This is a genomic window from Pseudomonas sp. RIT411 (assembly GCF_003057735.2).
Lineage (GTDB): Bacteria > Pseudomonadota > Gammaproteobacteria > Pseudomonadales > Pseudomonadaceae > Chryseomonas > Chryseomonas oryzihabitans.
This window is the reverse complement of record NZ_QBIZ02000002.1, coordinates 261162-286611: the sequence shown is the minus strand read 5'-3', so window position 1 is coordinate 286611 and position 25450 is coordinate 261162. Positions and strand designations below refer to the sequence as shown.

Below are 25450 nucleotides of genomic sequence, written 5' to 3'. Positions count from 1 at the left end.
AACGGCGCAGCCTTTTCCACCCTCGGGTAGCAACTCCCCTACTCCAGGCTGGCCTCTTCCAGCAACCACCGCTCGAAAAGCGCCAGCGTCGGATCGACGGCCTCCGCGGGACGGGTCACCAGCACATAGCGCTCGCGCAGTTCGGGCATGACCGGCCAGGGCGCCTGGAGGCGGCCGGTGGCCAGGTCTTCCTCGATGTAGCGCTGGGGCACCAGAGCCATGCCGAAACCGGCCTTGGCGGCCTCGATCAGCAGCGAATAGCGATCATAGGTAGGGCCGGTCACCTGGGCACCCAAGGGCAGTCCGGTGAGCGCGGCATAACGACGCCAGCTGTGCGGACTCTCCCGCTTGTGCAACAACGGCAGACTGGCCGGCGGATGATCGGCCAGCCGCGGATGACAGACCGCGACCAGTTGCGCCTCGAACAGCCGTTGCACCCTCAGGCTCTGCCAGGCCGGATGCTCGTAGTTGATCGCGGCATGCAGGCCGCTGTCCTCCAGGGCGAAGGGCTGCGTCCGCTCGCGCAGGTTGACCTGGATCTCCGGATGGCGCTCGTAGAAACGCGCCAGGAGGGGGATCAGCCAGCGACCGGCCAGGGTCGGGATGACGCCGATCTCCAGCGTCGTGGCGCCGCGGGCCTGGGCGATCAGCTGCTGGGTATGGCGCTCGATGTCGGCGAGTGCCGTGCGTATATGGGCGGCATAGCCGGCACCGGCGGCGGAGAGCTCGACGCGATTGCCGATCCGATTGAACAGCCGGACACCCACCGCAGCCTCCAGCTTGGCGATCTGCCGGCTGATGGCGCCCTCACTCAGCGCCAGCTCCTGCGCGGCCCTGGCGAAGCTGAGATGGCGGGCAGCCGCTTCCAGGGCCACCAGCGCCGTGGTGCTGGGCAGGCGTCTAGTCATCGGCGGTCATCCTTGGCGGCGGGGCGGCACAGGATGACGCCTGGGCAAGCTGCCTTGCAAAAAAATCCGTAACGCTCGCCGGCCAGCGCCTCCTAGCATGAGCGGACCTGAAGACCAAGGAAGCGCGAGCCATGATGAAGAGGACGTCCACCTTGAACAGGGTCGACCGGGTTCTGCTGGGCTTGGGTCTGGTGATTCCTGTCTGGTTGACGATCGGTGTAGGACTGACCGCCCTGGCCTATCCCGGCTATAGCCATGTCGACCACGCCCTGAGTCGGTTGGGCGCCATCGATGCGCCTACCCAGGGCTTTTCCGCCTGGATCAATAACCTGCCGCTCGGCGTGCTCTTCGTGCTGGTGGCCCTGGGCCTGGCCCGGCGCTTTCGCGGTTCGCGCCTGGCCAGCCTGAGTGCGGCCCTGATCCTGCTGCATGGCCTGGCGAGCTTCGCCACCGGCGTCTTTCCCTGCGATCAGGGCTGCGCCCCGGTGCAGCCCTCGCGCTCGCAAACGCTGCACAACCTGGCGGGCCTGGTGATGTTCCTGTCGCTAACCCTGGCCAGCGCACTCTGGGGCTGGCTTGGCAGGCGCCTGCTGGCCTCGCCGGGCTTTGCCTGCTTGTCGATCCTCTGTACCGCGCTGGCGCTGGTCACCGCGGCCCTGATGGCGGGAGCGGTCACCGACGGCCAGGGCTTCGGCCTCTACCAGCGCCTCAACTACGCCACGGGCGTCTGCTGGCTCGCGGTCCTGGCCTGGCTGGCCCGGCACGAACGCGGGTAACCGCCGGCCAGCAGCACGCAGACGAACGCCGCAGGCATCGCCACCTGATATCGCCGAACGTTCGGCGCTGACCGGCAAGGTGCGCGCCTTCATCGACTTTCTCGAAGAGGCGTTGCAGACCCGCGACGGGACGGTGCCCGCTCACTGAATAGGCCTGCGTCGGCAGCGCTGCGGTCAGTGCCCCCCGCCGTCGGTGACGAAGTAGGTAGCCCGGTCCAGGCCGCGTGGCAACTGCTCAGGGGTTCGGTTGATCAGGCCGATGTCCTTGGCGGCATCGTAGCCCAGGCGCCGTCTGTTGCTCTCGGAGGACAGCAGGGTGGTGAGCTCCTCCGGCGCCAGCTTGAGGCAGCCCTTGTAGATCTCACTGAACTTGAGGTTCGCCCGTTCCGCATCCTCGAAGGCCTGCCTGGCCTGGTCGGGCTTCATGTAGCCGTTGACGGCGATGGACGTCGCGGCCGGATGCAGGAGAAAGGTGGACAACGGCGCGGCATAGCGATCCTCGGTCGCGCAGTAGATCAGCGTGGCGGAAGAGTCCGTCGCGGCGGCATTGATGGTGTTTAGATGCAGCGGATAGTGACGGATGAATTCGTAGGCCACATAGCCCGCCTCCAGGTCGCCACCATGGCTGTTGAGATAGAGATTGACGTTCTTGACGGCGGGGTATTTGAAAGCGATGTCGCTGAGGGCGGCCAGCAGGGAGCTGACCGCTCGATCGCTGATGCCACCGTTGAAGTACACCGAGGCGGTGTCGGCAGTGGCCGCTCCGCCCTCCCCGCGGATGACGGTCATGTCGGCCACAGCCTCCGTCACCCAGCTCGCGGCCAGCAGCGCCAGGACGACCCTGGACAGCCGTGGCGCAGGCGTCGAACGTCTCATCCCTGCTCGCTCCCTTCTCGGCATCAGGCCTGAAAAGGTAGATAGCGCGGCTTAAGGTCGGCTTAACCCGCCAGGGCGCATCGGCGTTCGGTACCCTCAGTCCTTTTTCAGCAGCCCGGCCAGTCCGGCGAAGGGATTGTGGGTGGCCTGGGCCACCTTGGGCGAGCTCAGGGAACTGTCGCTGAAATACTGCTGATCGGTGTAGCGGCTGTGCTCGTTGTCGTGGCAGTACAGGCACAGCAATTCCCAGTTGGAGCCGTCCTGGGGATTGTTGTCGTGGTTGTGGTCACGGTGGTGCACGGTCAGCTCGCTCAGGCGCTTGCCGGAGAATTCGCGGGCACAGCGACCGCAGACGTGGGGATACATCTTCAGCGCCTTGTCGCGGTAACCGCGTTCGCGCTCGCGCTGGGTCTCGGCGAGGATTCGATCCAGCTTCGAGGTATCGGTGGCCATGCTGCGTCCTGAGGGGTCGTGTCGGGAGGCTCAGTATAGCCCGCGCCTGGCCCCGCGGGTGATCAGGCACGAGTCCACTCAGGGCTTCGGCTGGGCGCCTCCCTCCTCCCCCTCGAATTCGGCGAAATACTGCTCCGCCATGGCCCGCAACGAGCGGCCGATGTTGGCGTACTCGTATTCGTTGAGGTTGGCGAGGGACACCCGGGCAGCCGGTTGCTGGGTGCCGAAGCCCTTGCCGGGGAGGAGCACGATGCTGGTCTCCCTGGCGATGCGGAACAGCAGGTCGCCACTGCTGAATTTGGCCTTCACCCAGGTGGCGAAGGCGTCGCCATGGAGCTTGCGCGCCAGGTCTTCCAGATCCAGCAGGGTGTAATAGTCGACGGCGTTGGGATCGTTCTCCGGGGCGACGCCCAGTTCGCGATAGAGGGCGGCTTCACGGCGCCGCACCAGCTTTTTCAGCTCGGTCTTGTAGCCGTCGCTTTCGTCCATCAGGGCGAACAGGGCGAACAGCACCATCTGCACCTGCTGCGGCGTGGAGAGCCCGGCCGTGTGGTTGAGCGCCACGGTGCGGCTGTCGGCGACGAGCCGATCGAGGAATTTGAGGCCGCGCACGTCCGGCAGCAGGCTGCCATAGCGGCGATCCAGGGAGGCCTTGGTCGCCTCGGGCAGTTCGGCCAGGGCCTGGTCGAAGATGCTGTCCTTGTGCGCGCCTATCACCCCCAGGCGCCAGCCGGTGGCACCGAAATACTTGGAGAAGGAATACACCAGCAGGGTGTTGCGCGGGCAGGTGGCGAACAGCGAACGGAAGTCGTCGGCGAAGGTGCCGTAGACATCGTCGGTGAGGATGAAGAGGTCTGGACGCGCCTCGGCGACGAGGCGGGCGACGGTGGCCAGGCTGCGGTCATCCATCTTCACCGAGGCCGGATTGCTGGGGTTGATGCAGAAGAAGATCTTGATCGTCGGATCGCGCAGCTTGTCGAGTTCGCTGTCCGGATACTGCCAGTTCGCCTGGGGATCGGCGTGGATGTGCACCTGCTCCAGCCCGAATTCTTCCAGCTCCGGGATCTCGATGTAGGGGGTGAAGGCCGGCATGCCGATGGCCACCTTGTCGCCCCGCTTGACCAGGCCGTTCTGCTGCAGCGAATGGAAGATGTAGGTCATGGCGGCCGTGCCACCCTCCACGGCGAAGAGGTCGACCGAGCCGGCGGGCACGTAGCCGCCGATCATCTCCTTGACGATGTAGTGGCTGACCACCTGCTCGGAGATCTTGAGCATGCGCGGCGGCACCGGGTAGTTGGCGCCGAGGATGCCTTCCACCATCTCGTGGAGAAAGGCCGAGGCCGACAGGCCCAGCTGGTCGCGCACATAGCTCAGGCTCTTGGCCAGGAACAGCACGCCGGGCTGGTCGCGGTGTTCGGCGGTATAGCGCTCGAAGCGCGCCTCGATGCCATCGATCTGCGGCAGGCCGCCGACCCCGTGAGGCATGTAGGAATAGGACAGTTCCGCCTCGCTGGTGGCGAACAGGCCGAGGCGAAAGAAGGCCCGCCGCGGCAGGGTGGCCAGGAAGTTGGGATTGCCGCGACCGGCGTTGAGCATCAGGCGGTTCTCGCTGCCCGAGGCGAGCTTGATCAGTTCGTCCTTGAGTTCGAACGGACTCAGTTTGGCGTACTGGGCGTAATCGTCTTGAACTTCGCTCATGACTTGTTTCCTTCGGTTAGGCGAAGGCCACGACCAGTGGCCCGAGCAGGGTGAGAAACACGTTGGCCAGGGCGTAGGTGACCGCGAAGGGCACCGTGGGGATCGAGTTGCCGGCCTTGTCCAGCACCTCGCCGAAGGCGGGGTTGGCACTGCGCGCTCCGGCGACGGCCCCAGCGAACAGCGCCAGGTTGCGGTAGCGCAGCACATAGCGACCGACCAGGATGGTGATGACGATGGGCACCACGCAGACCATCACCCCGATGAGGAAGATGGAGAGGCCCTGGGTGGCGATGGTCTCCACCGCCTGGCGTCCGGACTGCAGTCCCACCACCGCCACGAAGCCGGCCAGGCCAAGGTCGCGCAACAGGGTCGAGGCCGGCAACGGCAGGTTGCCGCGGGTCAGGTGGCGACTGCGATACCAGCCAAAGACCAGGCCGGCGATCAGCGCCCCGCCGCCGCTGCCCAGGGTCAGGGGGATGGCGCCCAGGCGGATCACGACCAGGCCGATGAGCAGCCCGACGGCCAGACCGAAGCCATGGAAGACGAAGTCGGTCTTGTCGCTGGGAACGATGATGGAGCCGACCTGCTGGGCGACTCTCTGGATGTCGTCCGGGGTGCCATAGAGGGTGACCAGGTCGCCTGCCTCGATGACGGTATCGGGCTCCAGCGCCAGGGGCCGCCCGGCGCGTTTCACGCCAACCACGTAGACGCCGTGGCGCAGGGCCTGGCTGGCGGCCTGGCGGATCTCGGCCACGCGGCGACCGACGAAGGTCGGGTTGTCGAGGCTGACATCGCGCTGCACCACCACCACGTCCATGTCGGGCGAGGACTGCAACTCGGCGCCCAGGCGCCCGGCGATGGCCACCACCCCGGCGCGCCGCCCCACCACCAGCACCACGTCGCCAGCTTCCAGCACCGTCGTCGGGGTCACCCCGACCAGGGCGCCGCCGCGCTTGATGCGCTCGATGGTGAGGGCCGCCTGGGGATCGCTCTGGTCGCTGACCTCCAGCTGTGCCACGGTCTGGCCGGCCGCCTGGTCGATGCGATAGAGCCGTCCCACCAGCGGCGGGATGGCGGGCAATTCCCCCGGGCCATAGACCTTGGCCCCGGCCAGCAACTCGGCCTCGGCCTGGGTCGCATCGTCGCGGATGCTGCGCCGCATGAACCAGGGCAGCACATTGACGCAGAGGATGATGGCGCCAAAGGAGCCGAAGATGTAGGTCACCGCATAGCCCACGGCGACGTTGCCCTGCAGTGTCTGGATCTGCTCCAGCGGCAAGTCGAGCTTGGCGATGGCGGCGCTGGCGGTGCCGATGATGGCGGACTGGGTCATGGAGCCGGCGGCGATCCCCGCGGCGATGCCCTTGTCGAGGCCGAACAGGCGGGCGCAGGCGATTACGGTCAGCAGGCCGCTGAGCGCCATCACCGCGGCCAGGACGATCTCGCGCAACGATTGCCGACCCAGGGAGCGAAAGAACTGCGGTCCGCTCTCGAAGCCTACGGCGTAGATGAAGAGCGCGAAGAGCACCGACTTGATGCCGTTGTCGATGCTGATGCCGATCTGGCTGATGACCACCGCCACCAGCAGCGAGCCGGCGACCCCACCCAGCTGGAACTTGCCGAACTGGATGCTGCCGACCCAGTAACCGATGGCCAGGGACAGGAACAGGGCCAGTTCCGGTGCCTGATTCAAGATCTGCCGCAGGTATTCCATGGGAGCCGCCTTCGACCAGGGATTCGAGAGCGGAACGAAGTGAAGGGGGTCCGGGCTGGCCTTCGAACGGCCCGGCGAGCCACGGCTCCACCTGCTACGCCACCTTGCCCTGCAGGAAACTCCTGACAGCGAGGGCGCCCCGCCGAAGTTAGTCTGGTCATATGAAGACCTATGTCGGCATGGCCCAAAGAACCCAAGCACAGCATTCTAGAGCTGTCAAAAGCGCAGCCACCGCGAATCGGCGCCGCGAAGACAGACTTCGCGGGCGTGAAATCCGCTCCCCATGGCGGGGCTCGGCAGGCCACCGGCAGCCCGCCGACACTGGCCTGGCAGGAAGGTCGAGCGCGCCAGCGCCTGGCGTTCTTCGGGTGGAATTCACCTGGCACCCGTACCTGCCATTCATCGGGTACTTCGGCGCGGTTCGTCCGGGTTTCGGCTGATCCTTTCGCCTCCGGCCGCGCCCCTTGGCCGCGTCACCGGCTAGAGCTTCATGCCCACCGCGAGCCGGTTGAAGGCGTTCATCAGCGCCACGGCAAAGGTCAGGTCGGCGATTTCCGCGTCGCTGAACTGCGCCTTGAGCGGTTCGTAAGCCACATCGGGCGCGCCCTTCTCGGCGACGGCGGTCAGGGTTTCGGCCCATTCCAAGGCCGCGCGCTCGCGGGCGTCGAACAGCTCGCTGATGCGCCAGCCGGCCAGGCGATCCAGCTTGGCCTGGCTGACGCCCTGCCCACGCAGGGTCTCGGCGTGCTTGCCCAGGCAGAAGGCGCAGCCGTTGATCTGGGAGATGCGCAGGTAGATCAGCTCCACCAGCTTTAGGCCGAGGGCGCTCTGCGCCAGGGCCTGGCCTGTGGCGATCAGACCCTGATAGGCGGCGGGCGAGAGGGTGGAAAACGGCAGTCGTAGTTGGCTCATGGCTTACTCCAGGGTCGTGGTCACAGGGTGGGCGAGATGGCGGAAGGGCACCTCGCGGGAGAGTTGTTCACGGGCGCTAGCCAGGGTGTCGGCCACCTCAGCCGGGTCGCCGACCAGGCCCTCCAGATAGCTGAAGTGCAGGTCGAACAGCCCGAGCGTGCCCAGGGCATGGCGCACGTAGGAGGTCAGGAAATCCGGCTGCCGTGCGCGTGGCCCGCGGTGATGACCGCCCGAACTGACCAGCAGATAGACCGGCCGGTCGGCCAGCAGCCCGCGCTTGCCCTCGGCGGTGGACTCGAAGGTGCGGCCGATGCGCAGCACGAAGTCCAGCCACAGCTTGAGCGCCGCCGGCAGGGTGAAGTTGTGCAACGGCGTATTGATCAGCAGCAGGTCACTGGCCTCCAGCTCGCCGATGAGGGCTTCGGACAGGGCGAATACCGGCGCCTCCGGGGGCGTACGCCGGGTCAGGGCCTCGGCATAGTCGGCGCTCAGCGGTGGCGGCGGCGCGGTAGCCAGATCCCGCTCCAGTACCTGCAGGCGGGGATAGCCCTGGCGCAGGGCAGCCAGGAGTTCGCCGGCCAGCCGATGCCCTTGGGAGGCGGCCGGGCGCGGACTGGCGTTGAGGTAGAGGACGGTCTTCATGCCGGCACCTCTCCGCTCAGGCGCTCGGCGAAATGCAGGCCACGGGCGAGCAGGCCCTGACGGAAATAGAAGCGCTGGGCCAGGGGCATATGCAGCCCGGTATCCAGGATCAGATGGGAGCAGCCGCGCTCCAGGGCCTCGCTACGGACCGCTGCCAGCAGGCGGGCCCCCAGGCCATCGCGCTGGCGAGCCGGCGCCACCACCAGATCGTCCACATAGAGGAAACGACCGTAGAGCAGATTTTCCAGCTCGCGGTAACCGGCGAGGCCGACCACCTCGCCCTCCGCCAGGGCGGCCAGCAGCCGATAACCCTGGGCCGCCTGGCGCTGAAGTTGCGCCTGGTAGCGCTCGGCGTCGGCGAGATGGGGGCGCAGAACCTGCATCAGCGGCAGACTGGCCTGGCACAGGGGATGATCGGGCGGCAGTGGCTGGAAGGTCAGGGCCATGGTGAGGGTCTCCACGAAAGATGCCGCCACTCTAGGCCGCCAATGGCCTAGGCTATAGAGCCAAGAAAGCTACAAACGACCAGGCCATGACCCTGAACGGCGCCCTCGACAGCCGCCTTGCCCTGCCGCTCTATCGCCAGCTCTACCAGCGCTTTCGCCAGGCGCTGGACGAGGGCCGGCTGCGGCCCGGTGACCGGGTCCCGGCGGTGCGCGCCCTGGCGGCGGAGTTGAACGTGGCCCGAGGCACGGTGGAAATGGCCTACCAGCAGCTGATCGCCGAAGGCTTTCTACTGCCGCGCGGTCCGGCCGGGACCATCGTCTCGCCGCAGTGGAGTCGCCCGACCGCTCCACCAGCGGCCGTACCCTCCGTGCCGACCGCCTCGGCAACCCATGCCGGCGGCGCGCCGTTGCCGCTGCAGCTGGGTCTGCCGGCGCTGGACGCCTTCCCGCGCAAGCTCTGGACGCGCCTGGCCGCGCGGCAACTGCGCAGCCAGGGACTGGAGGGTCTGGTCTATCCCGATGCCCGGGGTCACGCCGGTTTGCGCGCCGCCCTCGCCACCTACCTCGGCCTGTCCCGCGGGATCGCCTGTCGTCCGGAGCAGGTGTTCGTCTGCGCGGGCTATCGCGCCTGCCTGGATCTGATCGTGCAGACGCTGCTGGCGCCGGGTGCTGCCTGCTGGTTCGAGGAGCCCGGCTATTTCATCGCCCGCCGGGCATTGCAGGACGCCGGCCTGGAACTGGTGCCGGTTCCGGTGGACGCGGCGGGACTGGATGTCGCCGCTGGCCTCGCCCGGGCACCGACCGCCCGTTGCGCCCTGGTCACCCCCAGTCACCAGAGCCCGCTGGGCGTGTCTCTCGCCCTGCCCCGGCGGCTGGCACTGCTGGACTGGGCGGGGCGGCAGAACGCCTGGATCATCGAGGACGACTACGACAGCGAATACCGCTATCAGGGCAAGCCGCTGCCCGCGCTCAAGAGTCTGGATGATGGGGGACGGGTGCTCTACACCGGTACCTTCAGCAAGGTGCTGTTTCCCGGCCTGCGCCTCGCCTACCTGGTGGTGCCGCCCGCCCAGGTCGCCGCCTTCAGTCGCAGCGCCGATCGGTTGCACAACCACGCTCCCCTGCTGCTGCAGGGCACGGTGGCGAGCTTTCTCGAAGAAGGGCATTTCGCCCGCCATCTCAATCGCATGCGCAGCCTCTATCGGCAGCGCCGCCTGTGGCTGGCCGAGGCGCTGACGAGCGCGCTGGGCGACGCGATGCGGATCGACCTGCAGGCCGGCGGCCTGCACCTGCTGGCACGCCTGACCCAGGGCGACGATCGCCGCTGGGCGGAGGCCGCCCAGGCCGACGGCCTGGCGGTCCAGGCCCTGTCTCGCTGGTATCTGGAGACGCCCAGTGCCCAGGGCCTGCTGCTGGGCTTCACCAATGTCGCCAGCGCGGCGGAAGCCGTAGCCCTGGCCCGGCGGCTGGCTCAGCTGGCGCCCTGACCGCTCGCTGTTCGTCTCGGCCCTTCGCCCGTCCCGTCATCAGGGGCTGCCCCGAAGCGCAAAAATGTTTATTGCGTCACATAAAACTTTTTCAGGTGTGACCGCTCAAAGACCAGGCTCGGAGGCTCTAGCCTGCCACTCTTGATCGGAAATCCAGCCTTTTTTGGCACCCGTTCCGCAAGGAGCGGCACGAGCGGAGTCACCCGCGATACCTGCACTACCAGGAGCCACGCTTCCCTGCCGTCCACGCAAGACACGGATCAGTCGCGTTTCCCTCCGCTCGTTCGCTGTACTCCCAAAACGTTGCCCCCTGGGCGTGAGTCGACAACCTGGCGCGTGAGGCCTTCCCATGCTGCAACAGCTGACCATCGCGAACAAACTCAGACTCGGCTTCGGTGCCATTCTGGTCATCATCCTGGCGCTGATCCTGGCGGCCCGGCAGGGCTTCAACCAGGTCAATCTGGCGGTTCAGCAGAACATTCATTCCTACCACGTCCTGCAGGATTCGGACGCGGCCCTGCTGGCGCTGGTCAACATGGAAACCGGCATGCGCGGTTTCGCCCTGACCGGCAAGGAAGAGTTTCTCGAACCCCTGAACAGGGGTGAGCAGCGCTTCGCCGAGCAGTTGCAGGAGCTGACTCAGCTCACTCGCGACAACCCCGCCCAGCAGGCCGACCTGGCCCAGCTGGGCCAGGCCAAGCAGCAGTGGAATAGCGAGTCCGTCCAGCAGATCCTGGCGTTGCGCCGGCAGGTCAATGCCGGTACCCAGCCGCTGGATGCCCTGACCGCCCGCATCGCCACCGCCCAGGACAAGGGCAGGATGGATGGCATGCGCGAGTTGCTGGCGCAGATCAAGACCCGTGAGAACGCCTTGCTGGACAGCCGGACCCAGTCGATGGCCGACGCCAAGCAGCAGGCCATGGCGATCCTCATCAGTGGTGGCATCCTCGCCGCCCTGCTGGCGCTGGGCATCGCCTGGTCGCTGACCCGTACCATCGTTGGGCGGCTCAACCAGACCGTCGCCATCGCCCGCACCATCGCCGCCGGCCAGCTGGATTCGCCGATTCCCACTGGCGGACGCGACGAACTGGGCCAGCTGCTGACCGCCTTCGGCCAGATGCAGGACAAGCTGCGCGGCATGATCCAGGGGATCAAGCAGGGCACCGACCAGTTGGTGGCCGCCTCCCACAGCATCTCGGCCAATTCCCAGCAGCTGTCCGCCGCTGCCCAGGAACAGTCCAGCGCCGCCTCCAGCATGGCGGCTACCGTGGAAGAGCTGACCGTGAGCATCAACCACGTTTCCGACAACGCCGGGGAAGCCCACGACCTCTCCAGCCAGTCGGGCCGACTGGCCCAGGACGGTGGCCAGACCATCCAGGCCTCGGTGGACAGCATGAGATCCATCGCCGGCACGGTGCAGTCCTCGGCCGCCCGCATCGGCGAACTGGGCGAGCATTCCGAGCGGGTCTCCTCCATCGTCAGCGTGATCAAGGGCATCGCCGACCAGACCAACCTGCTGGCGCTGAATGCCGCCATCGAGGCGGCGCGGGCCGGCGAACAGGGACGCGGTTTCGCCGTGGTGGCCGACGAGGTGCGCCAGCTGGCGCAACGCACCACCAATTCCACCCAGGAGATCGCCGCCATGATCGAGAAGATCCAGGCGGCGACCCAGGCCGCCATGAGCGACATGGAAGTGGGCGTGCGCCAGGTCAACGGCGGGGTCGACCTGGCCAACCAGGCGGGTGAGGCGGTGGTCAGTATCAACACCGCCTCGGACAAGGTGGTGCGGGTGGTCAACCAGATCTCCCTGGCCCTGCGCGAGCAGACCGCCGCCAGCCACGACGTCGCCCGTACCGTGGAGCGCCTGGCGCAGATGGCCCAGCAGAACAGCGAAGCCATCGGCGAGACGGTGCAGACCGCAGTGTCCCTCGACGCCCTGGCCAACGACCTGAATCGCCAGATCGGGCAGTTCCGCTGCTAGCGCCAGAGGCGGGGCGTTCGCGCGAGAACCTTGAGCAGCCTCCCCCGGCGTCTGGCCGGGAGAGGCCCACCGAAACACCCTGCAACATTTGCCAGGCGCAACGGTCACAAAGGCGTCTCCCTCAAGGCCTGCGCCCTGCATGAAAACCCCGCGTCCCGTCGATCGTCTGCCCCGCCTCAACCAGCTGCGCAATCTGAAAATGGCTCGCTCCGCCCACGCCTACGTCCGCGGCAGCACGGTGCAGTTCTACGAGTGGCTGCACAGCCAGCCCGGCCGCAACCTGCCCAATGGGCCGGCGGTATGGATCTGTGGCGACTGCCATGCCGGCAACCTGGGCCCCACCGGCGATCTGCACGGCTCCACCGACGTCAACATCCGCGACCTGGATCAGACCGTGGTCGGCAATCCGGCCCATGACCTGGTGCGCCTGGCGCTGTCGCTGGCCACGGCGGCGCGCGGCTCCGACCTGCCGGGGGTGACCACGGCGCGGATGCTCGAAGAGATGATGCGCGGCTACGAGGTGGCCTTCGAAGACGATCTCGAGCGCGAGGTCCCGCGCCCCGCTCAGGTCAAGGCCGGGATGCGCAGCGCGGTGCAGCGTACCTGGAAGCACCTGGCCAGGGAGCGCATGGAAAACACCCGCCCCAAGCTGCCGCTGGGCAAGCACTTCTGGCAGCTGAGCAAGGACGAGCGCAAGGCCATCGCCGAGTTGTGCGAGACGCCCGGGATCCATGCCCTGGTGACCTCGCTCAAGGGCCGCAGCCACGACAGCCGCGTCGAACTGCTCGACAGCGCCTACTGGGTCAAGGGCTGCAGCTCCCTGGGGCTGCGGCGCTACGCCGTGCTGCTGGGCGTGGACGACGGCGACGACCAGGACTACTGCCTGATCGACGTCAAGCAGGCGGTGGCCGCCGCCGCTCCGCGCGTGGCCCATGCCACCATGCCCCGCGACAACGGCAAGCGCGTGGTGGAAGGCGCCCGCCAGCTCTCCCCGGCCCTGGGCAATCGCATGCTGGCGGTGCGCATGCTCGACCACTCCTTCTTCATCCGCGAATTGCTGCCCCAGGATCTCAAGCTGGAGCTGGACGAACTCAGTGCCCGCGAAGCCATGAGCGCCGCCGCCTACCTGGCCCGCGTGGTCGGACGCGCCCACGCCCGGCAGATGGACCTGGCCACCCGCGTCGAGTGGATGAGCGACCTGCAACGCAACCGCACCCGCACCCTGGATGCCCCCTCCTGGCTATGGAGCAGCGTGGTGCAACTGGTAGGCGCCCACGAAATGGGTTACCTCGCCCACTGCCGCGCCTATGCGCTGGAGCATGCGCAGGACTGATCAGGTAGGGGCCAAATCTCCAGACTGGCACGTCACGTGGCCACTTGCGGAGCACGACTTGCGGTCCTTGTACCGTAAGCGATCCAAGAGAGTGGTAGTGAGACCTCTGGCAATCGCTACCACTCTTCCCCTCCTTTTGCCCGTCCTGCCAGTTTCTACGGCAGACAATGTCATGCCGCACTTAAACTTCCATTTTTTACAAGGAGGTTTCAGTGAAAAGGACGGTCATTCTCTTCGCTGCTTTGCTTAGCGGCTGCAGCATAAAACAGCAGGTGGCTCCGGCCGAGCTGTCCGGGGCGAGCTCTTCTGAGATCTGTACTATCCCTGCGGCAGGGCTAAGATCGGGCTTCAATACGACCTATGTCGATGCCCTGGAACGGAAAGGATTCAAGGTCAGGCCACTACCTGCTGGTTCGAACCCCGCCGAGTGCGACCTTTCCACCACCTATACCGGAACGTGGGGTTGGGATCTGGCGCTGTACATGAAGTTCGCGGATATCCGCGTGTTTCAGAATGGACGTCAAATTGGCCAGGCTATATACGACTCACGCTGGGGCTCGGGTCGACCGGACAAGTTCATCAACGCCGAAAACAAAATCAACCAGCTTGCAAACGAGTTGTTTCCCCGCGGTGCCGGCGAGCTCGTCCGCAAGTACCAGGCACCCGCTTCCATATCGGCGCCTAGCCTCTCGTCCAAGGAGGCCCGGATCCAGGCTCTTCAAGGTCAAGGGTTGTCTTATGAGGAATACTCGAGACGTTATCGGGAAATCATGGCCCAGTGATACTTCGTACTTTGTCATTGCTCATTCAGAAGGGCACCTTGAGTAGATGTCGGGCGGGCCGAAGGTAGTAACCATGAAACGCTGCTTTCGCTCGCCCATTCCCGCGCTCTTCGATGTCGCACGTTATCTGGACGCTGCGGTATCCGCACACCACGCGGGCTATGCAATGGACGCAGCAAGATTGTTCACGCTCGCTGACTGTCAGCTTTCGCGGCAATGGCTGGAGTCCATCTGGGGCCGAGCCAGCCCCTACGTGACGGTGACCAAGTTGCCGCCCTTACCTATCACGATGCCTGTCAAAGCCAGGATGCCCACCAACGCCCAGATCCGCAGCCTTCATGCGCGCGACGGCTTTCATTGCCGTTTCTGTGGACTACCCGTGATTCGCGCGGAAATTCGGAAGAAGGCGGTCGCGCTGTATCCCGAGGCCGTCAGCTGGGGCAGGACCAATGCCTCCCAGCATGCGGGCTTCCAGGCGTTATGGGCTCAGTACGATCATGTCGTGCCCCATTCCGCAGGCGGTACCAACGAGCTGGATAACCTAATCGTGACCTGTGCCGCCTGCAACTTCGGCAAGATGTCCTATCGTCTGGAGGAAATTGGCCTGCTGGACCCCAGAGAGTTTCCCATCGTGGTCAGCCATTGGGACGGACTGGAGCGATTCGAGGCTTTCCCGGACCATAAATTCGAGCTGAACGGAGACTCTTACTAACTCGCAAGGTCCGATTCTGCACGTTCCTGAACAAGGCTGTACTTCGCCCATGCCCTCCTCCCCCCGTCCCGGTTTCGTCTCCGTCCGCGGTGCCCGCGAGCACAATCTGAAGAACGTCGACGTGGACATCCCTCGCGATGCCTTGGTGGTCTTTACCGGGGTGTCCGGCTCGGGCAAGTCGTCGCTGGCCTTCGGCACCCTCTACGCCGAGGCCCAGCGCCGCTACTTCGAATCCGTGGCGCCCTATGCGCGGCGACTGATCGACCAGGTCGGGGTACCCCAGGTGGAAGCCATCGAGGGTCTGCCGCCGGCGGTGGCCCTGCAGCAGCAGCGCGGCCAGCCCAGCAGTCGCTCGTCCATGGGCAGCGTGACCGGACTGTCCAGTCTGGTGCGGATGCTCTACTCCCGCGCCGGGCGCTATCCCGCCGACCAGCCGATGCTCTATGCCGAGGACTTCTCGCCCAACACGCCCCAGGGCGCCTGCCCCAAGTGTCACGGCCTGGGCCGGGTCTACGAGGTGACCGAGGCCTCCATGGTGCCGGACCCCGCGCTGACCATCCGCCAGCGCGCCATCGCCGCCTGGCCCACCGCCTGGGGCGGGCAGAATCTGAGGGATATCCTGGTCACCCTGGGCTATGACGTCGACATCCCCTGGCGCGACCTGCCGCAGAAGCAGCGCGACTGGATCCTCTTCACCGAGGAACAACCCACGGTGCCGGTCTATGCCGGCCTCACCCCCGAGCAGACCCGCGCCGCGCTCAAGCGCAAGGCCGAGCCCAGCTACCAGGGCACCTATACCGGTGCACGGCGCCATGTGCTGCACACCTTCGCCAATTCCCAGAGTGCCAAGATGAAGCAGCGCGCGGCGCGCTTCATGATCGGCCAGACCTGCCCGCTGTGCCATGGCAAGCGGCTGACCCGGGCGGCGCTCTCGGTGACCTTTGCCGGCCTGGACATCGGCGAGCTGTCGCGGCTGCCGCTGGACGATCTCACCGTACTGCTGCGCCGGGTCGCGGCCGGCGATTTCGACGAGGCCAAGGATGCCCGCGTGCTGGACACCAAGACCGGCCAGCAGGATCGCGCCCGGCGCAAGGCCGCCGGTGGCAGCGACCACGCCGGCGCGCCGGACGTGCGCCGCACCCCCGATCTGTCCCCGGAGAAACGCCTGGCCGCCCAGCGCATGGCCAGCGAATTGCTGGAGCGCTTGCAGACCCTGACCCGCCTGGGCCTCGGCTACCTGGCGCTGGAGCGCAGCACCACCACCCTCTCTTCCGGCGAGTTGCAGCGGCTGCGCCTGGCGACCCAGCTGGTGTCCCAGCTGTTCGGCGTGGTCTATGTGCTGGACGAACCCTCCGCCGGTCTGCATCCGGCCGATGGCGAATCCCTGCTGGAAGCCCTCGACGGCCTCAAGGCCCAGGGCAACTCGCTGTTCGTGGTGGAGCACGACCTGGCCACCATGAAGCGTGCCGACTGGTTGGTGGATGTCGGACCAGCGGCTGGCGAAGGCGGTGGCCGGGTGCTCTACAGCGGTCCGCCCGCCGGTCTCGCCGAGATCGAGGAATCGGTGACGGCGCGCTATCTGTTCGCCGCGCCGCAACGCGAGACCCGGCCACCGCGCGAGCCCCAGGGCTGGCTGCGGCTGGCCGGGGTCACCCGCAACAATCTGCAGAGCCTGGACGCTGCCTTTCCGCTGGGCTGCCTGACCGCAGTGACCGGTGTCTCCGGTTCGGGCAAATCCAGCCTGGTCAGCCAGGCGCTGCTGGAACTGGTGGGCGCCGAGCTGGGCCAGCGCGCCGCCGAGGACAGTGACGAGGCAACGGAGCTGGAGGGCGATGCCCTGCCCGCCACCACCGGCCAGGTGGTCGAGGGTCTCGGCGGCATCCGCCGGCTGGTGCCGGTGGACCAGAAGCCCATCGGCCGCACCCCGCGCTCCAACCTGGCCACCTACACCGGCCTGTTCGACGGGGTGCGCAAGCTGTTCGCCGCCACCCCTGAGGCCCGGGAAAGAGGCTTCGACGCCGGACGCTTCTCCTTCAACGTCGCCAAGGGCCGCTGCCCCACCTGCGAGGGCGAAGGCTTCGTCAGCGTCGAGCTGCTGTTCATGCCCAGCGTCTATGCCGCCTGCCCCACCTGCCAGGGCGCCCGCTACAACCCCGAGACCCTGGAGGTGCGCTGGCAGGGCAAGACCATCGCCGAGGTGCTGGGCCTGACGGTGGACGAGGCCCTGGCCTTCTTTGCCGAGGAAGCCCCGGTGGCGCGAGCGCTGCGGGTACTGGCCGACATCGGCCTGGGCTATCTGCGCCTGGGCCAGCCGGCCACCGAACTCTCCGGCGGCGAGGCCCAGCGCATCAAGCTGGCCACGGAGTTGCAGCGCACCAGCCGTGGCACCACCCTCTATGTGCTGGACGAACCCACCACCGGCCTGCACCCGGCCGACGTGGAGCGCCTGATGCGCCAGCTGCACGGCCTGGTCGACGAAGGCAATACCGTGGTGCTGGTGGAGCACAACCTGCAGGTGGTGGCCGGCAGCGACTGGCTGATCGACATCGGCCCCGGCGCCGGCACGGCCGGTGGTCGCATCGTCGCCAGCGGCACGCCCCGCGCGGTGGCGGACGATCCCGCCAGCCCCACGGCGCCCTATCTGCGCCCCCTGTTCGACTAGCTGGCCAGCGGTGCCAGGCTGCGGCGACAGGCCGCCAGCACCAGCAGGGAAGCCACCGCCGCCAGGGCACCGAACTGGAAGGTGGCGGCGGAACCGAGGAAGTGCCAGAGCGCGCCGGCGATGCTGCTGGCCAGCAACAGGGCGATGCCACTGACCAGGTTGAACAGGCCGAAGGCGGTGCCGCGCAACTCGGCCGGGGCGGTGCGGGCGACCATGGCGGCAAGCAGCCCCTGGGTCATGCCCATGTGCAGGCCCCAGAGCACGATGCCCAGCGCCAGACCGGTCCAGCCGCTGCTGAAGGCCAAGGCCAGGTCCGCCAGGATCAGCAGCATCAGCCCCCAGGCCAGCAGCGCGCGGTGGCTGACCCGGTCGGACAACGCCCCAAGCGGATAGGCCGACAGCGAGAACACTAGGTGCATGCCCACCATCACCAGCGGCACCAGCGCCAGGGGTACGCCCACCTGCTCAGCCTTGAGCACCAGGAAGGCTTCGCTGAAACGCGCCAGGGTGAAGACGCCGCCGAGCAGCGCCACCTGCCAGAAGGCCGCCGACAGCTTGCGCAGCTGGCTGCGCGTCAGCGGATTGGTGCGCGCCTGGACGATGGCCGCCCTGGGTTCGTCCAGGCCGAAAACCAGCAGGGCCACGGCGATGAAGGCCGGGATCACCGCCACCCAGAACACCGCGCGGAAATCGTTGGTCCAGAGCAGCATCAGCCCCACCGCCAGCAGCGGGCCGAGAAAGGCGCCGAAGGTGTCCAGCGACTGGCGCAGGCCATAGGCGGCGCCACCGATCTCCGGCGGCGTCACATCGGCCACCAGGGCGTCGCGCGGCGCGCCGCGGATACCCTTGCCGATGCGATCCATGAAGCGCGCGCCGAATACCAGGCCGGCCCCGCTGGCCAGGGCGAACAGTGGCTTGCTCAGGGCGCCCAGGCCATAGCCCAGCACCGCCAGGTCCTTGCGCTTGCCCAGGTAGTCGCTGAGTACGCCGGAAAAGATCTTGGTGATGAGCGCGGTCGCCTCGGCCACCCCTTCGAGAATGCCGATATAGAGCACGCTCAGGCCCAGGCCGGTGGCCAGGAACAGCGGCAGCAGGCTGTGGATCATCTCCGAAGAGATGTCCATGAACATGCTCACTCCACCCAGAATCCAGACCCCTGGGGTATCCGTCGCCAGCTCGCCGTCATCGTCACGCCCCTGTCCCCCTCGATCCCGTCCATCCCTGCCTGGCGGCAGGCAAACCGGTCGAAACTAGCATGACGATTGCCTGAGGCTCTACGGACGTGACATCCCCCGTTACACTGGGCGCCGCTCCTTTCCTCGAGGCCACCCCATGAAAACCCTGCTAGTCATCGGCATCGGCGCCGGCGACCCCGACTACCTCACCCTCCAGGCCATCGCCGCCCTCAATCGCGCCAGTACCTTCTTCCTGTTCGACAAGGGCACGGAAAAGGACAGCCTGATCCACCTGCGCGAAACCATCTGCGCCCGCCACATCCGTCAGGCGGACTATCGCTTCGTCACCGCGCCCATCCCCGAGCGTCGCCGCGAAGGCGACTACCGCCAGGCGGTGGACGACCTCAACGCCGCCAAGCAGGCGCTGATGGTGGAGATGATCGAGCAGGAACTGGCGGACGATGAATGCGGCGCCTTTCTGGTCTGGGGCGATCCGGCGCTGTACGACAGCACCCTGCGCATCCTGGCGGCGATCAAGCGCGAAGGCCGGCTGGACTTCGACTACGAGGTGATCCCCGGCATCTCCAGCGTCCAGGCCCTGGCCGCGCGCCACCGGGTGCCGCTCAATCGCATCGGCCAGGCCCTGGAGATCACCCCGGGCCGGCGCCTGGAGCGCTTCCCCGCGCACCTGGACAGCCTGGTGGTGATGCTCGATTCCCACGAAGCCTATCGCCGCCTGGACGAACCCGGCCTGTATATCTACTGGGGTGCCTATGTGGGTACGGCGGACGAGCTCCTCATCGCCGGTCCGCTGCAGGAGGTGGCCGAGGAGATCCACCGGGTGCGCAGCGCCGCGCGTGAAGAGCACGGCTGGATCATGGACACCTATCTGCTCTGTCGGGGGCCGGCGGACGCCTGAGAGTTGTCCAGGCGTCGATCCAGGTGAAGGGTCTGCCAGGGCAAGACCGTCTCCCGCGCGACGACCTGAAACCCCTGGTCGAGCCAGAAGGCCTCGGCCCCGGGCAGAAAGGGATGGGTGTGCAGGTAGAGGCGCTCGACCGCGTCGCGCCGTGCCTGGGCCAGTAGCGCCGCGAACAACCGCCGCGCCAGGCCCTGGCGCCGCTGCCGGGGCACCACGAACAGTCGTACCACTTCGACCACCCTTTCACCGGGATAGGCCAGCTGGGGAAAGCGTCGGTCGTAGGGTCGATAGGCGATGCTGCCGATCGGCTCTCCGGCGGCGCCCCGGGCGAGCAGCAGGCAGCCACGATCCGCACCATAGTGGTCGGCGAAGCGCTGTAGATCCCGCGGTACGGCGTTCGCCTCGACTCGGCTACCGAACAACTCGCGATAGCTCGCCAGCAGAAAGCCCAGCGTCTCGTCATCCGCCACGGTGAGCCGTTCGAGGGTGATGGGTGGCGCTTCGCTCATGGTCCTGTTCGTCTCTCCAGCAGCGGCAGGGCCGCGACATTTCGGCGCAGGTTCGCGCCGGCCGGGCTGTGCGTGGCCCGCGACGATGATACAGTCCCCCGCCATGATAACCGTCCGTTCCCCGCGCGCCTCGCTCGCCTGGATGCTGCTCGCCTGCATCCTGCTGAACGGACTCGTCTGCGCCCTGGGCCATGGCCAGATGCTGGCGCGACTTACCTTGCCGGTCTCGCCTCCGCTGGCCCAGGGGCACGAGCATCACCACGGCCTGCACGCCCAGACCGCCCAGGACGACATGGCCGGCATGCATGCGGGCCTGCCGGGCGGCAGCGTGACCACCCTTTCCCCCACGGGTGACTGCGTCTTCGCCGCCACCCTCTTCCTCGCCACGCTGGCCGCCGTCGTGCTGCAGTGGCTGCTGCGTCCCGGCGATCCTCATCGTCCTCGCTATCAGAGCGCCCTGCCGCCGCCACCGCGCGCACGGCGCTCCACGCTGCATCCCCAGGCGCCCTGACACCCCGGCGACGAAAGACGGCTGTCCTACTCTCTCGTAATCCTGCGCGTGGTCCCTTGCTGGCCGCGCGTCGCTTCGTGGTGAACGCTATGACTTCGCACCCCTCCACTCCGGCCACCAAGACGCCGGGGCCGCTGCTGCAGCTATTGGCGCGGCTGCATTTCCTTATCGGCCTGTTCGTCGGTCCCTTCCTGCTGGTGGCCGCCGCCAGCGGCCTGATCTATGCCCTCACGCCGCAACTCGAGGCCCACCTCTATGCCGAGGCCCTGCACACCCCCAGCCGCGGCAAGCCCCTGCCGTTGGCCGAACAGATCCATATCGCCCAGGCCGCGGTAGGCCCCACCCTGACCCTGGGCGCGGTGCGCCCGGCGCCGGCCGAGGGCGACACCACCCGGGTGATGTTCAACGATCCGGCGCTGGGCGAGTCCACCCACCGGGCGCTGTTCATCGATCCGGTCACCGGCGCCATCCGCGGCGATCTGGCGGTCTATGGCACCAGCGGCATCCTGCCGCTGCGCACCACCATCGACCAGTTCCACCGCAGCCTGCTGCTGGGCGAACCCGGTCGCCTCTACAGCGAACTGGCCGCCTCCTGGCTCTGGGTCGCGGCCCTCGGCGGCCTGACCCTGTGGCTGGTGCGCCGCCACCAGCGCCGCCCGGCCCGCGGCCTGCGCGGCCTGCATGCCAGCACCGGGGTCTGGCTGCTGGGTGGCCTGCTGTTCCTCTCCGCCACCGGTCTGACCTGGTCGCGCTTCGCCGGCGACAACATCGGCGTGCTGCGCGCCCACTACGGCTGGTCCACGCCGGGCGTGAAAACCGCCCTGGGCACCGCACCCGCGCCGGCCATGGCCCATGACGAGCACGCCGATCACCATGGCGCCATGCACATGGCCAAGGCACCGGCTCTGGATCCGGCCACCTTCGACGGGGTGCTGGCCAGCGCCCGCGCCGCCGGCATCGACGCCGGCAAGCTGGAGATCCGTCCGGGGCGCAGCGCCGACAAGGCCTGGACGGTGAGCGAGATCGACCGCCGCTGGCCGACCCAGGTGGACGCCGTCGCCGTCGACCCGACCAGCTTCAAGGTGGTCGATCAGGTGCGTTTCGCCCAGTACTCGCTGCCGGCCAAGCTGACCCGCTGGGGCATCGATGCCCACATGGGCGTGCTGTTCGGCCTGGCCAACCAGCTGGTGCTGGCGGTCGTCGCCCTGGGCCTGCTGGTGATGACCGTCTGGGGCTATCTGCTCTGGTGGCGCCGCCGCCCCAGCCGCGATCCGGCGCAACCCGGCCTGATCGCCCTCTGGCGCCAGCTGTCGCCCCTGTCGCGTCTGCTGGTCCCGGCGACGGCCCTGCTGCTCGGCCTGTGCCTGCCGGTGCTGGGCGGCAGCCTGCTGCTGTTCCTGGTGGTGGACGCCCTGCTGGGCCTGCGCGGCCCGGCGCTGCGCACGGAGGCCGGTTCGGCCTGAGGTGGGGATGGGTGGTTGTTGGCCTTCGCCCTGACCCAGCCGTAGCGTGGAAAACCGCGCAGCGTTTTCCACCTGTGCCCACCCCGAACGCGTGGACAAGGCTGCGCCGTTGTCCACCCTACCCGCACGTAGCCACCCGCCCACACCAAACCACCCCCTCTCCCTACGGGAGAGGGCTGGGGTGAGGGCCCGCCCTACACCCATCGTCACGCCAGGAACCGCCTCACAGACCATCCATCGGCACACCCTATCCGACGCTGGCGCACCCCAGCGAGACGCTTATAGTTATCGCAATCCCCATCCTCCAAGGATCTGCCATGCCTCGCCTGTTGCACGTGATAGGTTCGCCCCGCCAGGATCGCTCCGCCTCGCTGGAAGTCGCCACTGCCTTCATCCAGGCCTGGCAAGGCAAACACCCCGATGCCGAGGTCGATACCCTCGACGTCTGGCAGTGCGACCTGCCGGAATTCGACGGTCCCATCCTCGACGCCAAGTACGCCGGCATCCAGGGCGAGTCCCTCAGCAGCGAGCAGGAGCATGCCTGGAAGGTGGCCAAGGCACTGGCACAGCGCTTCAAGGCCGCCGATGTACTGGTATTCGGCGTGCCCTGCTGGAATTTCGGCATCCCCTACAAGCTCAAGCAGCTGTTCGACGTGGTCAGCCAGAAGGACCTGCTGTTCACCTTCGACGACCGCGGCCTCAACGGCCTGCTCGGCGGTCGCCAGGCGCTGGTGATCGCGGCCCGCGGCGCGGCCCTGGATCGTCAGGAGCACCAGGAATCCTATCTGCGCACCTGGTGCGAGATGGTCGGCATTGATCGGATGCACACCGTGGTGGTGGAAAAGACCCTGTTCGGGCCGGAAGTCGACCAGGCGTCGCGCGACCAGGCCAAACAGGACGCCGTGGCCCTGGTGAGCAAGCTCTAATCCCTGACTGCAGGGGCCACCCTCACCCCAACCCTCTCCCCAAGGGAGAGGGGGCAGAGCGGCGCGGGCGAACAGTCGCGTAGGTTGGGTTGAACGCCGCGAAGCCCAACAGCGATGCCGCTCCTCTCACCCCCACCCCTCTCCCCAAGGGAGAGGGGGCAGAGCGACGCGGGCGAACAGTCGCGTAGGTTGGGTTGAGCGCCGCGAAGCCCTACCCCCCTCCCCGCGCCAGGTCCCTCAGCGATGCCGGGTGGTCGAGCTCAGCTTGTACCTGTCGCCCGGATGCAGCAACCGCACATAGCTGACCAGGTGCTCGTCCGACCAGGTGCGGCGGATCATCGACAGGCAGGCCGCGCCCTCGGCGATGTCCAGCCAGCGTGCGGTCTGGGCGGTGGCCAGCACCGCCTCGACGATATGTTCCACATCGCTGATCGGACAGCTGGCCACCAGCACCTCGTTGGGCGTCTGGCGGCTGAAGTCGCTTTCCAGGTAATGCGGCACCCAGCGCGGATTGACGTAACGATCCTCCAGCTGGATGGGCAGGCCGTTCTCGCGGTGCACCAGGATGCTGTGAAACACCTGGCTGCCGATCCGCAGGCCCAGACGCAGGGCCACCTCGTCGTCGGCGGCGATGGCCTCGCTGCGCAGCACCTCGTTGGAATAGACATGCCCGCGGGCGCGCACCTCGGCGGCGATATTCATCACCTCGTGCAGCGAGGACTCGGCCTTGCGCTCGATGACAAAGGTCCCGAGCCCCGCCTGGCGCGTCAGGTAGCCCTGCTGCACCAGGCGGGTAATGGCCTTGTTGGCGGTCATGCGGCTGACCGCGAAATCCCGCGCCAGCTGCTCCTCGGTGGGAATCTGGTGATGCACCGGGTAGGCACCACCCTGGATGCGTTCGAGCAGAAAGTCCTCGATCACCTTGTAGCGCGGGGGTGTCGTGCTGCTCACGCGAACTCCAGGTCGGAAAATGGACAGCCGATGATAACGCGCGGTCCGGCGTTCTGGCTGCCGGACCGCGTCCGCCTCAGAGACTGGGCAGCAGCCGCGGCGTGACCAGCCCGTTCAGGCAACCGCTGGCCAGTAGCGCGCTGGCCGCCTCGATGTCCGGGGCGAAGAAGCGGTCTTCCTGGTAGTAGGGCACCCTCTCGCGCAAGAGGCTGCGCGCCCTTTCCAGGCGTTCCGAACTCTTCAGGCCATGCCGGAAGTCCAGGCCCTGGCAGGCACCCAGCCACTCGATGGCGAGGATGCCGCGCACGTTCTCGGCCATGGCCCACAGTCGCTTGCCGGCATTGGGCGCCATGGACACATGGTCTTCCTGGTTGGCCGAGGTGGGCAGGCTGTCGACGCTGGCCGGATGGGCCAGGGCCTTGTTGTCGCTGGCCAGGGCCGCGGCGGTGACCTGGGCGATCATGAAGCCGGAATTGACCCCGCCGTTCTCCACCAGGAAGGGCGGCAGCTGGGACATGTGCCGATCCATCATCAGCGAGATGCGCCGCTCCGACAGGGCGCCGATCTCGGCCAGGGCCAGGGCCAGGTTGTCAGCGGCCATGGCCACCGGCTCGGCGTGGAAGTTGCCGCCGGAGATGACGTCGCCCTCTTCCGCGAACACCAGCGGGTTGTCGGACACGGCGTTGGCTTCCACCTCCAGCACCTCGGCGGCCTGGCGCAACTGGGTCAGGCAGGCGCCCATCACCTGGGGCTGGCAGCGCAGCGAATAGGGATCCTGGACCTTGTCGCAATTGGCATGGGAGCGGGACACCTCGCTGCTGTCAGTGAGCAGCTCGCGATAGGCCGCGGCCACGTCGATCTGGCCACGCTGGCCCCGCGCGGCATGGATACGCGCATCGAAGGGCGCCCGAGAACCGAGCATGGCCTCGACGCTCAGGCCGCCGCAGACCGTGGCCGCGGCGAACAGGTCTTCACCCTCGAACAGCCCGCGCAAGGCGTAGGCGGTGGACACCTGGGTGCCATTGAGCAGCGCCAGGCCCTCCTTGGCCGCCAGGGTCATGGGTTCGAGGCCCGCGACCGCCAGCGCCTCGCGGGCCGGCAGCCACTGGCCCTGGTAGCGCGCCTTGCTCTCGCCGATCAGCACCAGCGACATGTGCGCCAGCGGCGCCAGGTCACCCGAGGCCCCCACAGAGCCCTTGAGCGGGATGTGCGGATAGACCTCGGCATTGATCAGGGCGATCAGCGCCTCGATGACCTGGCGGCGAATGGCGGAGAAACCGCGAGCCAGGCTGTTGACCTTGAGCAGCATGATCAGCCGCACCAGGTCATCATCCAGCGCCTCGCCCACGCCGGCGGCGTGGGACAGCACCAGGGAGCGCTGCAGCTTTTCCAGATCCGCCGGCGCGATCCGCGTCGAGGCCAGCAGGCCGAAGCCGGTGTTGATGCCATAGGCGGTCCGGCCTTCGGCCAGGATGCTTTCCACGCAGGCCACGCTGGCGTCGATGGCGGCATAAGCGGCGGGATCCAGCTCCATGCGTAGCGGCTGCAGATAGGCCTGGCGCAGCTGGGCCAGATCGAGGGTGCCGGGTTTCAGGATAAGGGTGTGCATCG

Annotated in this window: 23 protein-coding genes; 11 read left to right on the top strand and 12 right to left on the bottom strand. The window is 67.4% G+C overall.

Annotated elements, in window-relative coordinates; translation table 11 throughout:
- Window positions 1-38: 38 nt before the first annotated feature.
- A complete protein-coding gene (locus DBY63_RS04030; RefSeq protein WP_108581316.1) occupies window positions 39-908 on the bottom strand; it encodes a LysR substrate-binding domain-containing protein in 870 nt (289 codons plus the stop codon).
- Between the two features lie 152 nt (window positions 909-1060).
- On the opposite strand from DBY63_RS04030, the gene DBY63_RS04025 reads away from it, so the two are divergent.
- The gene (locus tag DBY63_RS04025) at window positions 1061-1684 is read left to right on the top strand and encodes a DUF998 domain-containing protein (protein WP_108581315.1); all 624 of its coding nucleotides are present in this window, start codon (window positions 1061-1063) and stop codon (window positions 1682-1684) included.
- A gap of 174 nt (window positions 1685-1858) precedes the next feature.
- On the opposite strand, the gene DBY63_RS04020 is transcribed toward DBY63_RS04025, so the two are convergent.
- The 7 genes from DBY63_RS04020 to DBY63_RS03990 all read right to left on the bottom strand — a co-directional run bounded on the left by DBY63_RS04020 (window position 1859) and on the right by DBY63_RS03990 (window position 8425).
- Window positions 1859-2560: an ATP-dependent Clp protease proteolytic subunit gene (locus tag DBY63_RS04020; RefSeq protein WP_074584469.1), complete on the bottom strand. Its 702-nt coding sequence runs from the start codon at window positions 2558-2560 to the stop codon at window positions 1859-1861.
- 96 nt (window positions 2561-2656) lie between these two features.
- Window positions 2657-3013 carry a YajD family HNH nuclease gene (locus tag DBY63_RS04015; RefSeq protein ID WP_007159345.1) on the bottom strand — a complete coding sequence of 119 codons (357 nt, stop codon included), beginning with the start codon at window positions 3011-3013 and terminating at the stop codon, window positions 2657-2659.
- A gap of 78 nt (window positions 3014-3091) precedes the next feature.
- On the bottom strand, window positions 3092-4711 hold the full coding sequence (locus DBY63_RS04010) for a bifunctional aspartate transaminase/aspartate 4-decarboxylase (protein WP_027597023.1): 1620 nt from the start codon (window positions 4709-4711) through the stop codon (window positions 3092-3094).
- Between the two features lie 16 nt (window positions 4712-4727).
- Window positions 4728-6425, bottom strand: a complete 1698-nt coding sequence (aspT, locus tag DBY63_RS04005; protein ID WP_108581314.1) for an aspartate-alanine antiporter — start codon at window positions 6423-6425, stop codon at window positions 4728-4730.
- A gap of 480 nt (window positions 6426-6905) precedes the next feature.
- Window positions 6906-7337, bottom strand: a complete 432-nt coding sequence (locus DBY63_RS04000; protein ID WP_108581313.1) for a carboxymuconolactone decarboxylase family protein — start codon at window positions 7335-7337, stop codon at window positions 6906-6908.
- 3 nt (window positions 7338-7340) lie between these two features.
- Window positions 7341-7979: an NAD(P)H-dependent oxidoreductase gene (locus tag DBY63_RS03995; protein ID WP_108581312.1), complete on the bottom strand. Its 639-nt coding sequence runs from the start codon at window positions 7977-7979 to the stop codon at window positions 7341-7343.
- Entirely contained in the window at window positions 7976-8425 is a 450-nt protein-coding gene (locus DBY63_RS03990; RefSeq protein WP_042135982.1) for a GNAT family N-acetyltransferase, read from the bottom strand. Before DBY63_RS03990 ends, DBY63_RS03995 begins: the two co-directional genes overlap by 4 nt.
- 86 nt (window positions 8426-8511) lie before the next feature.
- Between DBY63_RS03990 and DBY63_RS03985 the strand changes: the two genes are divergently transcribed.
- The 6 genes from DBY63_RS03985 (at window position 8512) to DBY63_RS03960 (ending at window position 17382) form a co-directional block, all read left to right on the top strand.
- Window positions 8512-9912: a PLP-dependent aminotransferase family protein gene (locus DBY63_RS03985; protein WP_108581311.1), complete on the top strand. Its 1401-nt coding sequence runs from the start codon at window positions 8512-8514 to the stop codon at window positions 9910-9912.
- Window positions 9913-10261: 349 nt separating this feature from the next.
- Complete coding sequence (locus DBY63_RS03980) at window positions 10262-11893, top strand: methyl-accepting chemotaxis protein (RefSeq protein ID WP_108581310.1); 1632 nt, start codon at window positions 10262-10264, stop codon at window positions 11891-11893.
- A gap of 139 nt (window positions 11894-12032) precedes the next feature.
- Window positions 12033-13226, top strand: a complete 1194-nt coding sequence (locus DBY63_RS03975) for a DUF2252 family protein (protein WP_027602615.1) — start codon at window positions 12033-12035, stop codon at window positions 13224-13226.
- Between the two features lie 212 nt (window positions 13227-13438).
- Window positions 13439-14008, top strand: a complete 570-nt coding sequence (locus DBY63_RS03970) for an Sbal_3080 family lipoprotein (protein ID WP_007159355.1) — start codon at window positions 13439-13441, stop codon at window positions 14006-14008.
- Window positions 14009-14081: 73 nt separating this feature from the next.
- Window positions 14082-14720 carry an HNH endonuclease gene (locus DBY63_RS03965; protein ID WP_231500971.1) on the top strand — a complete coding sequence of 213 codons (639 nt, stop codon included), beginning with the start codon at window positions 14082-14084 and terminating at the stop codon, window positions 14718-14720.
- Between the two features lie 49 nt (window positions 14721-14769).
- Complete coding sequence (locus DBY63_RS03960) at window positions 14770-17382, top strand: excinuclease ABC subunit UvrA (RefSeq protein WP_108581309.1); 2613 nt, start codon at window positions 14770-14772, stop codon at window positions 17380-17382.
- Here the strand turns inward: DBY63_RS03960 and DBY63_RS03955 are convergent.
- Complete coding sequence (locus DBY63_RS03955; RefSeq protein WP_349254541.1) at window positions 17379-18506, bottom strand: MFS transporter; 1128 nt, start codon at window positions 18504-18506, stop codon at window positions 17379-17381. The two genes, DBY63_RS03960 and DBY63_RS03955, sit on opposite strands and share 4 nt — an antisense overlap.
- Window positions 18507-18714: 208 nt before the next feature.
- Here DBY63_RS03955 and cobF point away from each other — a divergent pair, with 208 nt between their 5' ends.
- Window positions 18715-19476, top strand: a complete 762-nt coding sequence (gene cobF, locus DBY63_RS03950; RefSeq protein ID WP_044341518.1) for a precorrin-6A synthase (deacetylating) — start codon at window positions 18715-18717, stop codon at window positions 19474-19476.
- On the opposite strand, the gene DBY63_RS03945 is transcribed toward cobF, so the two are convergent.
- The gene (locus tag DBY63_RS03945) at window positions 19443-19988 is read right to left on the bottom strand and encodes a GNAT family N-acetyltransferase (protein WP_108581307.1); all 546 of its coding nucleotides are present in this window, start codon (window positions 19986-19988) and stop codon (window positions 19443-19445) included. The genes cobF and DBY63_RS03945 overlap by 34 nt on opposite strands.
- Window positions 19989-20091: 103 nt before the next feature.
- Between DBY63_RS03945 and DBY63_RS03940 the strand changes: the two genes are divergently transcribed.
- The 3 genes from DBY63_RS03940 (at window position 20092) to DBY63_RS03930 (ending at window position 22888) form a co-directional block, all read left to right on the top strand.
- On the top strand, window positions 20092-20499 hold the full coding sequence (locus DBY63_RS03940; RefSeq protein WP_042136000.1) for a hypothetical protein: 408 nt from the start codon (window positions 20092-20094) through the stop codon (window positions 20497-20499).
- Between the two features lie 89 nt (window positions 20500-20588).
- Window positions 20589-21962, top strand: a complete 1374-nt coding sequence (locus DBY63_RS03935) for a PepSY-associated TM helix domain-containing protein (RefSeq protein ID WP_108581306.1) — start codon at window positions 20589-20591, stop codon at window positions 21960-21962.
- Between the two features lie 317 nt (window positions 21963-22279).
- The gene (locus DBY63_RS03930) at window positions 22280-22888 is read left to right on the top strand and encodes an NAD(P)H-dependent oxidoreductase (RefSeq protein WP_108581305.1); all 609 of its coding nucleotides are present in this window, start codon (window positions 22280-22282) and stop codon (window positions 22886-22888) included.
- A 237-nt stretch (window positions 22889-23125) separates the two neighbouring features.
- Here DBY63_RS03930 and hutC read toward each other — a convergent pair whose 3' ends face one another.
- Both hutC and hutH read right to left on the bottom strand, forming a co-directional pair.
- Window positions 23126-23839, bottom strand: a complete 714-nt coding sequence (gene hutC, locus DBY63_RS03925) for a histidine utilization repressor (RefSeq protein WP_007159364.1) — start codon at window positions 23837-23839, stop codon at window positions 23126-23128.
- Window positions 23840-23915: 76 nt separating this feature from the next.
- Window positions 23916-25448 (bottom strand): histidine ammonia-lyase, encoded by a 1533-nt coding sequence (gene hutH, locus DBY63_RS03920; protein WP_108581304.1) that lies wholly within the window; start codon window positions 25446-25448, stop codon window positions 23916-23918.
- Window positions 25449-25450: the final 2 nt, after the last annotated feature.

Bases quoted from the DNA above. Each gene is read 5' to 3' on its own strand.
- DBY63_RS04030 (WP_108581316.1), bottom strand. From the start codon at position 908: ATGACTAGACGCCTGCCCAGCACCACGGCGCTGGTGGCCCTGGAAGCG.
- DBY63_RS04020 (WP_074584469.1), bottom strand. From the start codon at position 2,560: ATGAGACGTTCGACGCCTGCGCCACGGCTGTCCAGGGTCGTCCTGGCG.
- DBY63_RS04015 (WP_007159345.1), bottom strand. From the start codon at position 3,013: ATGGCCACCGATACCTCGAAGCTGGATCGAATCCTCGCCGAGACCCAG.
- DBY63_RS04010 (WP_027597023.1), bottom strand. From the start codon at position 4,711: ATGAGCGAAGTTCAAGACGATTACGCCCAGTACGCCAAACTGAGTCCG.
- aspT (WP_108581314.1), bottom strand. From the start codon at position 6,425: ATGGAATACCTGCGGCAGATCTTGAATCAGGCACCGGAACTGGCCCTG.
- DBY63_RS04000 (WP_108581313.1), bottom strand. From the start codon at position 7,337: ATGAGCCAACTACGACTGCCGTTTTCCACCCTCTCGCCCGCCGCCTAT.
- DBY63_RS03995 (WP_108581312.1), bottom strand. From the start codon at position 7,979: ATGAAGACCGTCCTCTACCTCAACGCCAGTCCGCGCCCGGCCGCCTCC.
- DBY63_RS03990 (WP_042135982.1), bottom strand. From the start codon at position 8,425: ATGGCCCTGACCTTCCAGCCACTGCCGCCCGATCATCCCCTGTGCCAG.
- DBY63_RS03985 (WP_108581311.1), top strand. From the start codon at position 8,512: ATGACCCTGAACGGCGCCCTCGACAGCCGCCTTGCCCTGCCGCTCTAT.
- DBY63_RS03980 (WP_108581310.1), top strand. From the start codon at position 10,262: ATGCTGCAACAGCTGACCATCGCGAACAAACTCAGACTCGGCTTCGGT.
- DBY63_RS03975 (WP_027602615.1), top strand. From the start codon at position 12,033: ATGAAAACCCCGCGTCCCGTCGATCGTCTGCCCCGCCTCAACCAGCTG.
- DBY63_RS03965 (WP_231500971.1), top strand. From the start codon at position 14,082: ATGAAACGCTGCTTTCGCTCGCCCATTCCCGCGCTCTTCGATGTCGCA.
- DBY63_RS03960 (WP_108581309.1), top strand. From the start codon at position 14,770: ATGCCCTCCTCCCCCCGTCCCGGTTTCGTCTCCGTCCGCGGTGCCCGC.
- DBY63_RS03955 (WP_349254541.1), bottom strand. From the start codon at position 18,506: ATGGACATCTCTTCGGAGATGATCCACAGCCTGCTGCCGCTGTTCCTG.
- cobF (WP_044341518.1), top strand. From the start codon at position 18,715: ATGAAAACCCTGCTAGTCATCGGCATCGGCGCCGGCGACCCCGACTAC.
- DBY63_RS03945 (WP_108581307.1), bottom strand. From the start codon at position 19,988: ATGAGCGAAGCGCCACCCATCACCCTCGAACGGCTCACCGTGGCGGAT.
- DBY63_RS03940 (WP_042136000.1), top strand. From the start codon at position 20,092: ATGATAACCGTCCGTTCCCCGCGCGCCTCGCTCGCCTGGATGCTGCTC.
- DBY63_RS03935 (WP_108581306.1), top strand. From the start codon at position 20,589: ATGACTTCGCACCCCTCCACTCCGGCCACCAAGACGCCGGGGCCGCTG.
- DBY63_RS03930 (WP_108581305.1), top strand. From the start codon at position 22,280: ATGCCTCGCCTGTTGCACGTGATAGGTTCGCCCCGCCAGGATCGCTCC.
- hutH (WP_108581304.1), bottom strand. From the start codon at position 25,448: ATGCACACCCTTATCCTGAAACCCGGCACCCTCGATCTGGCCCAGCTG.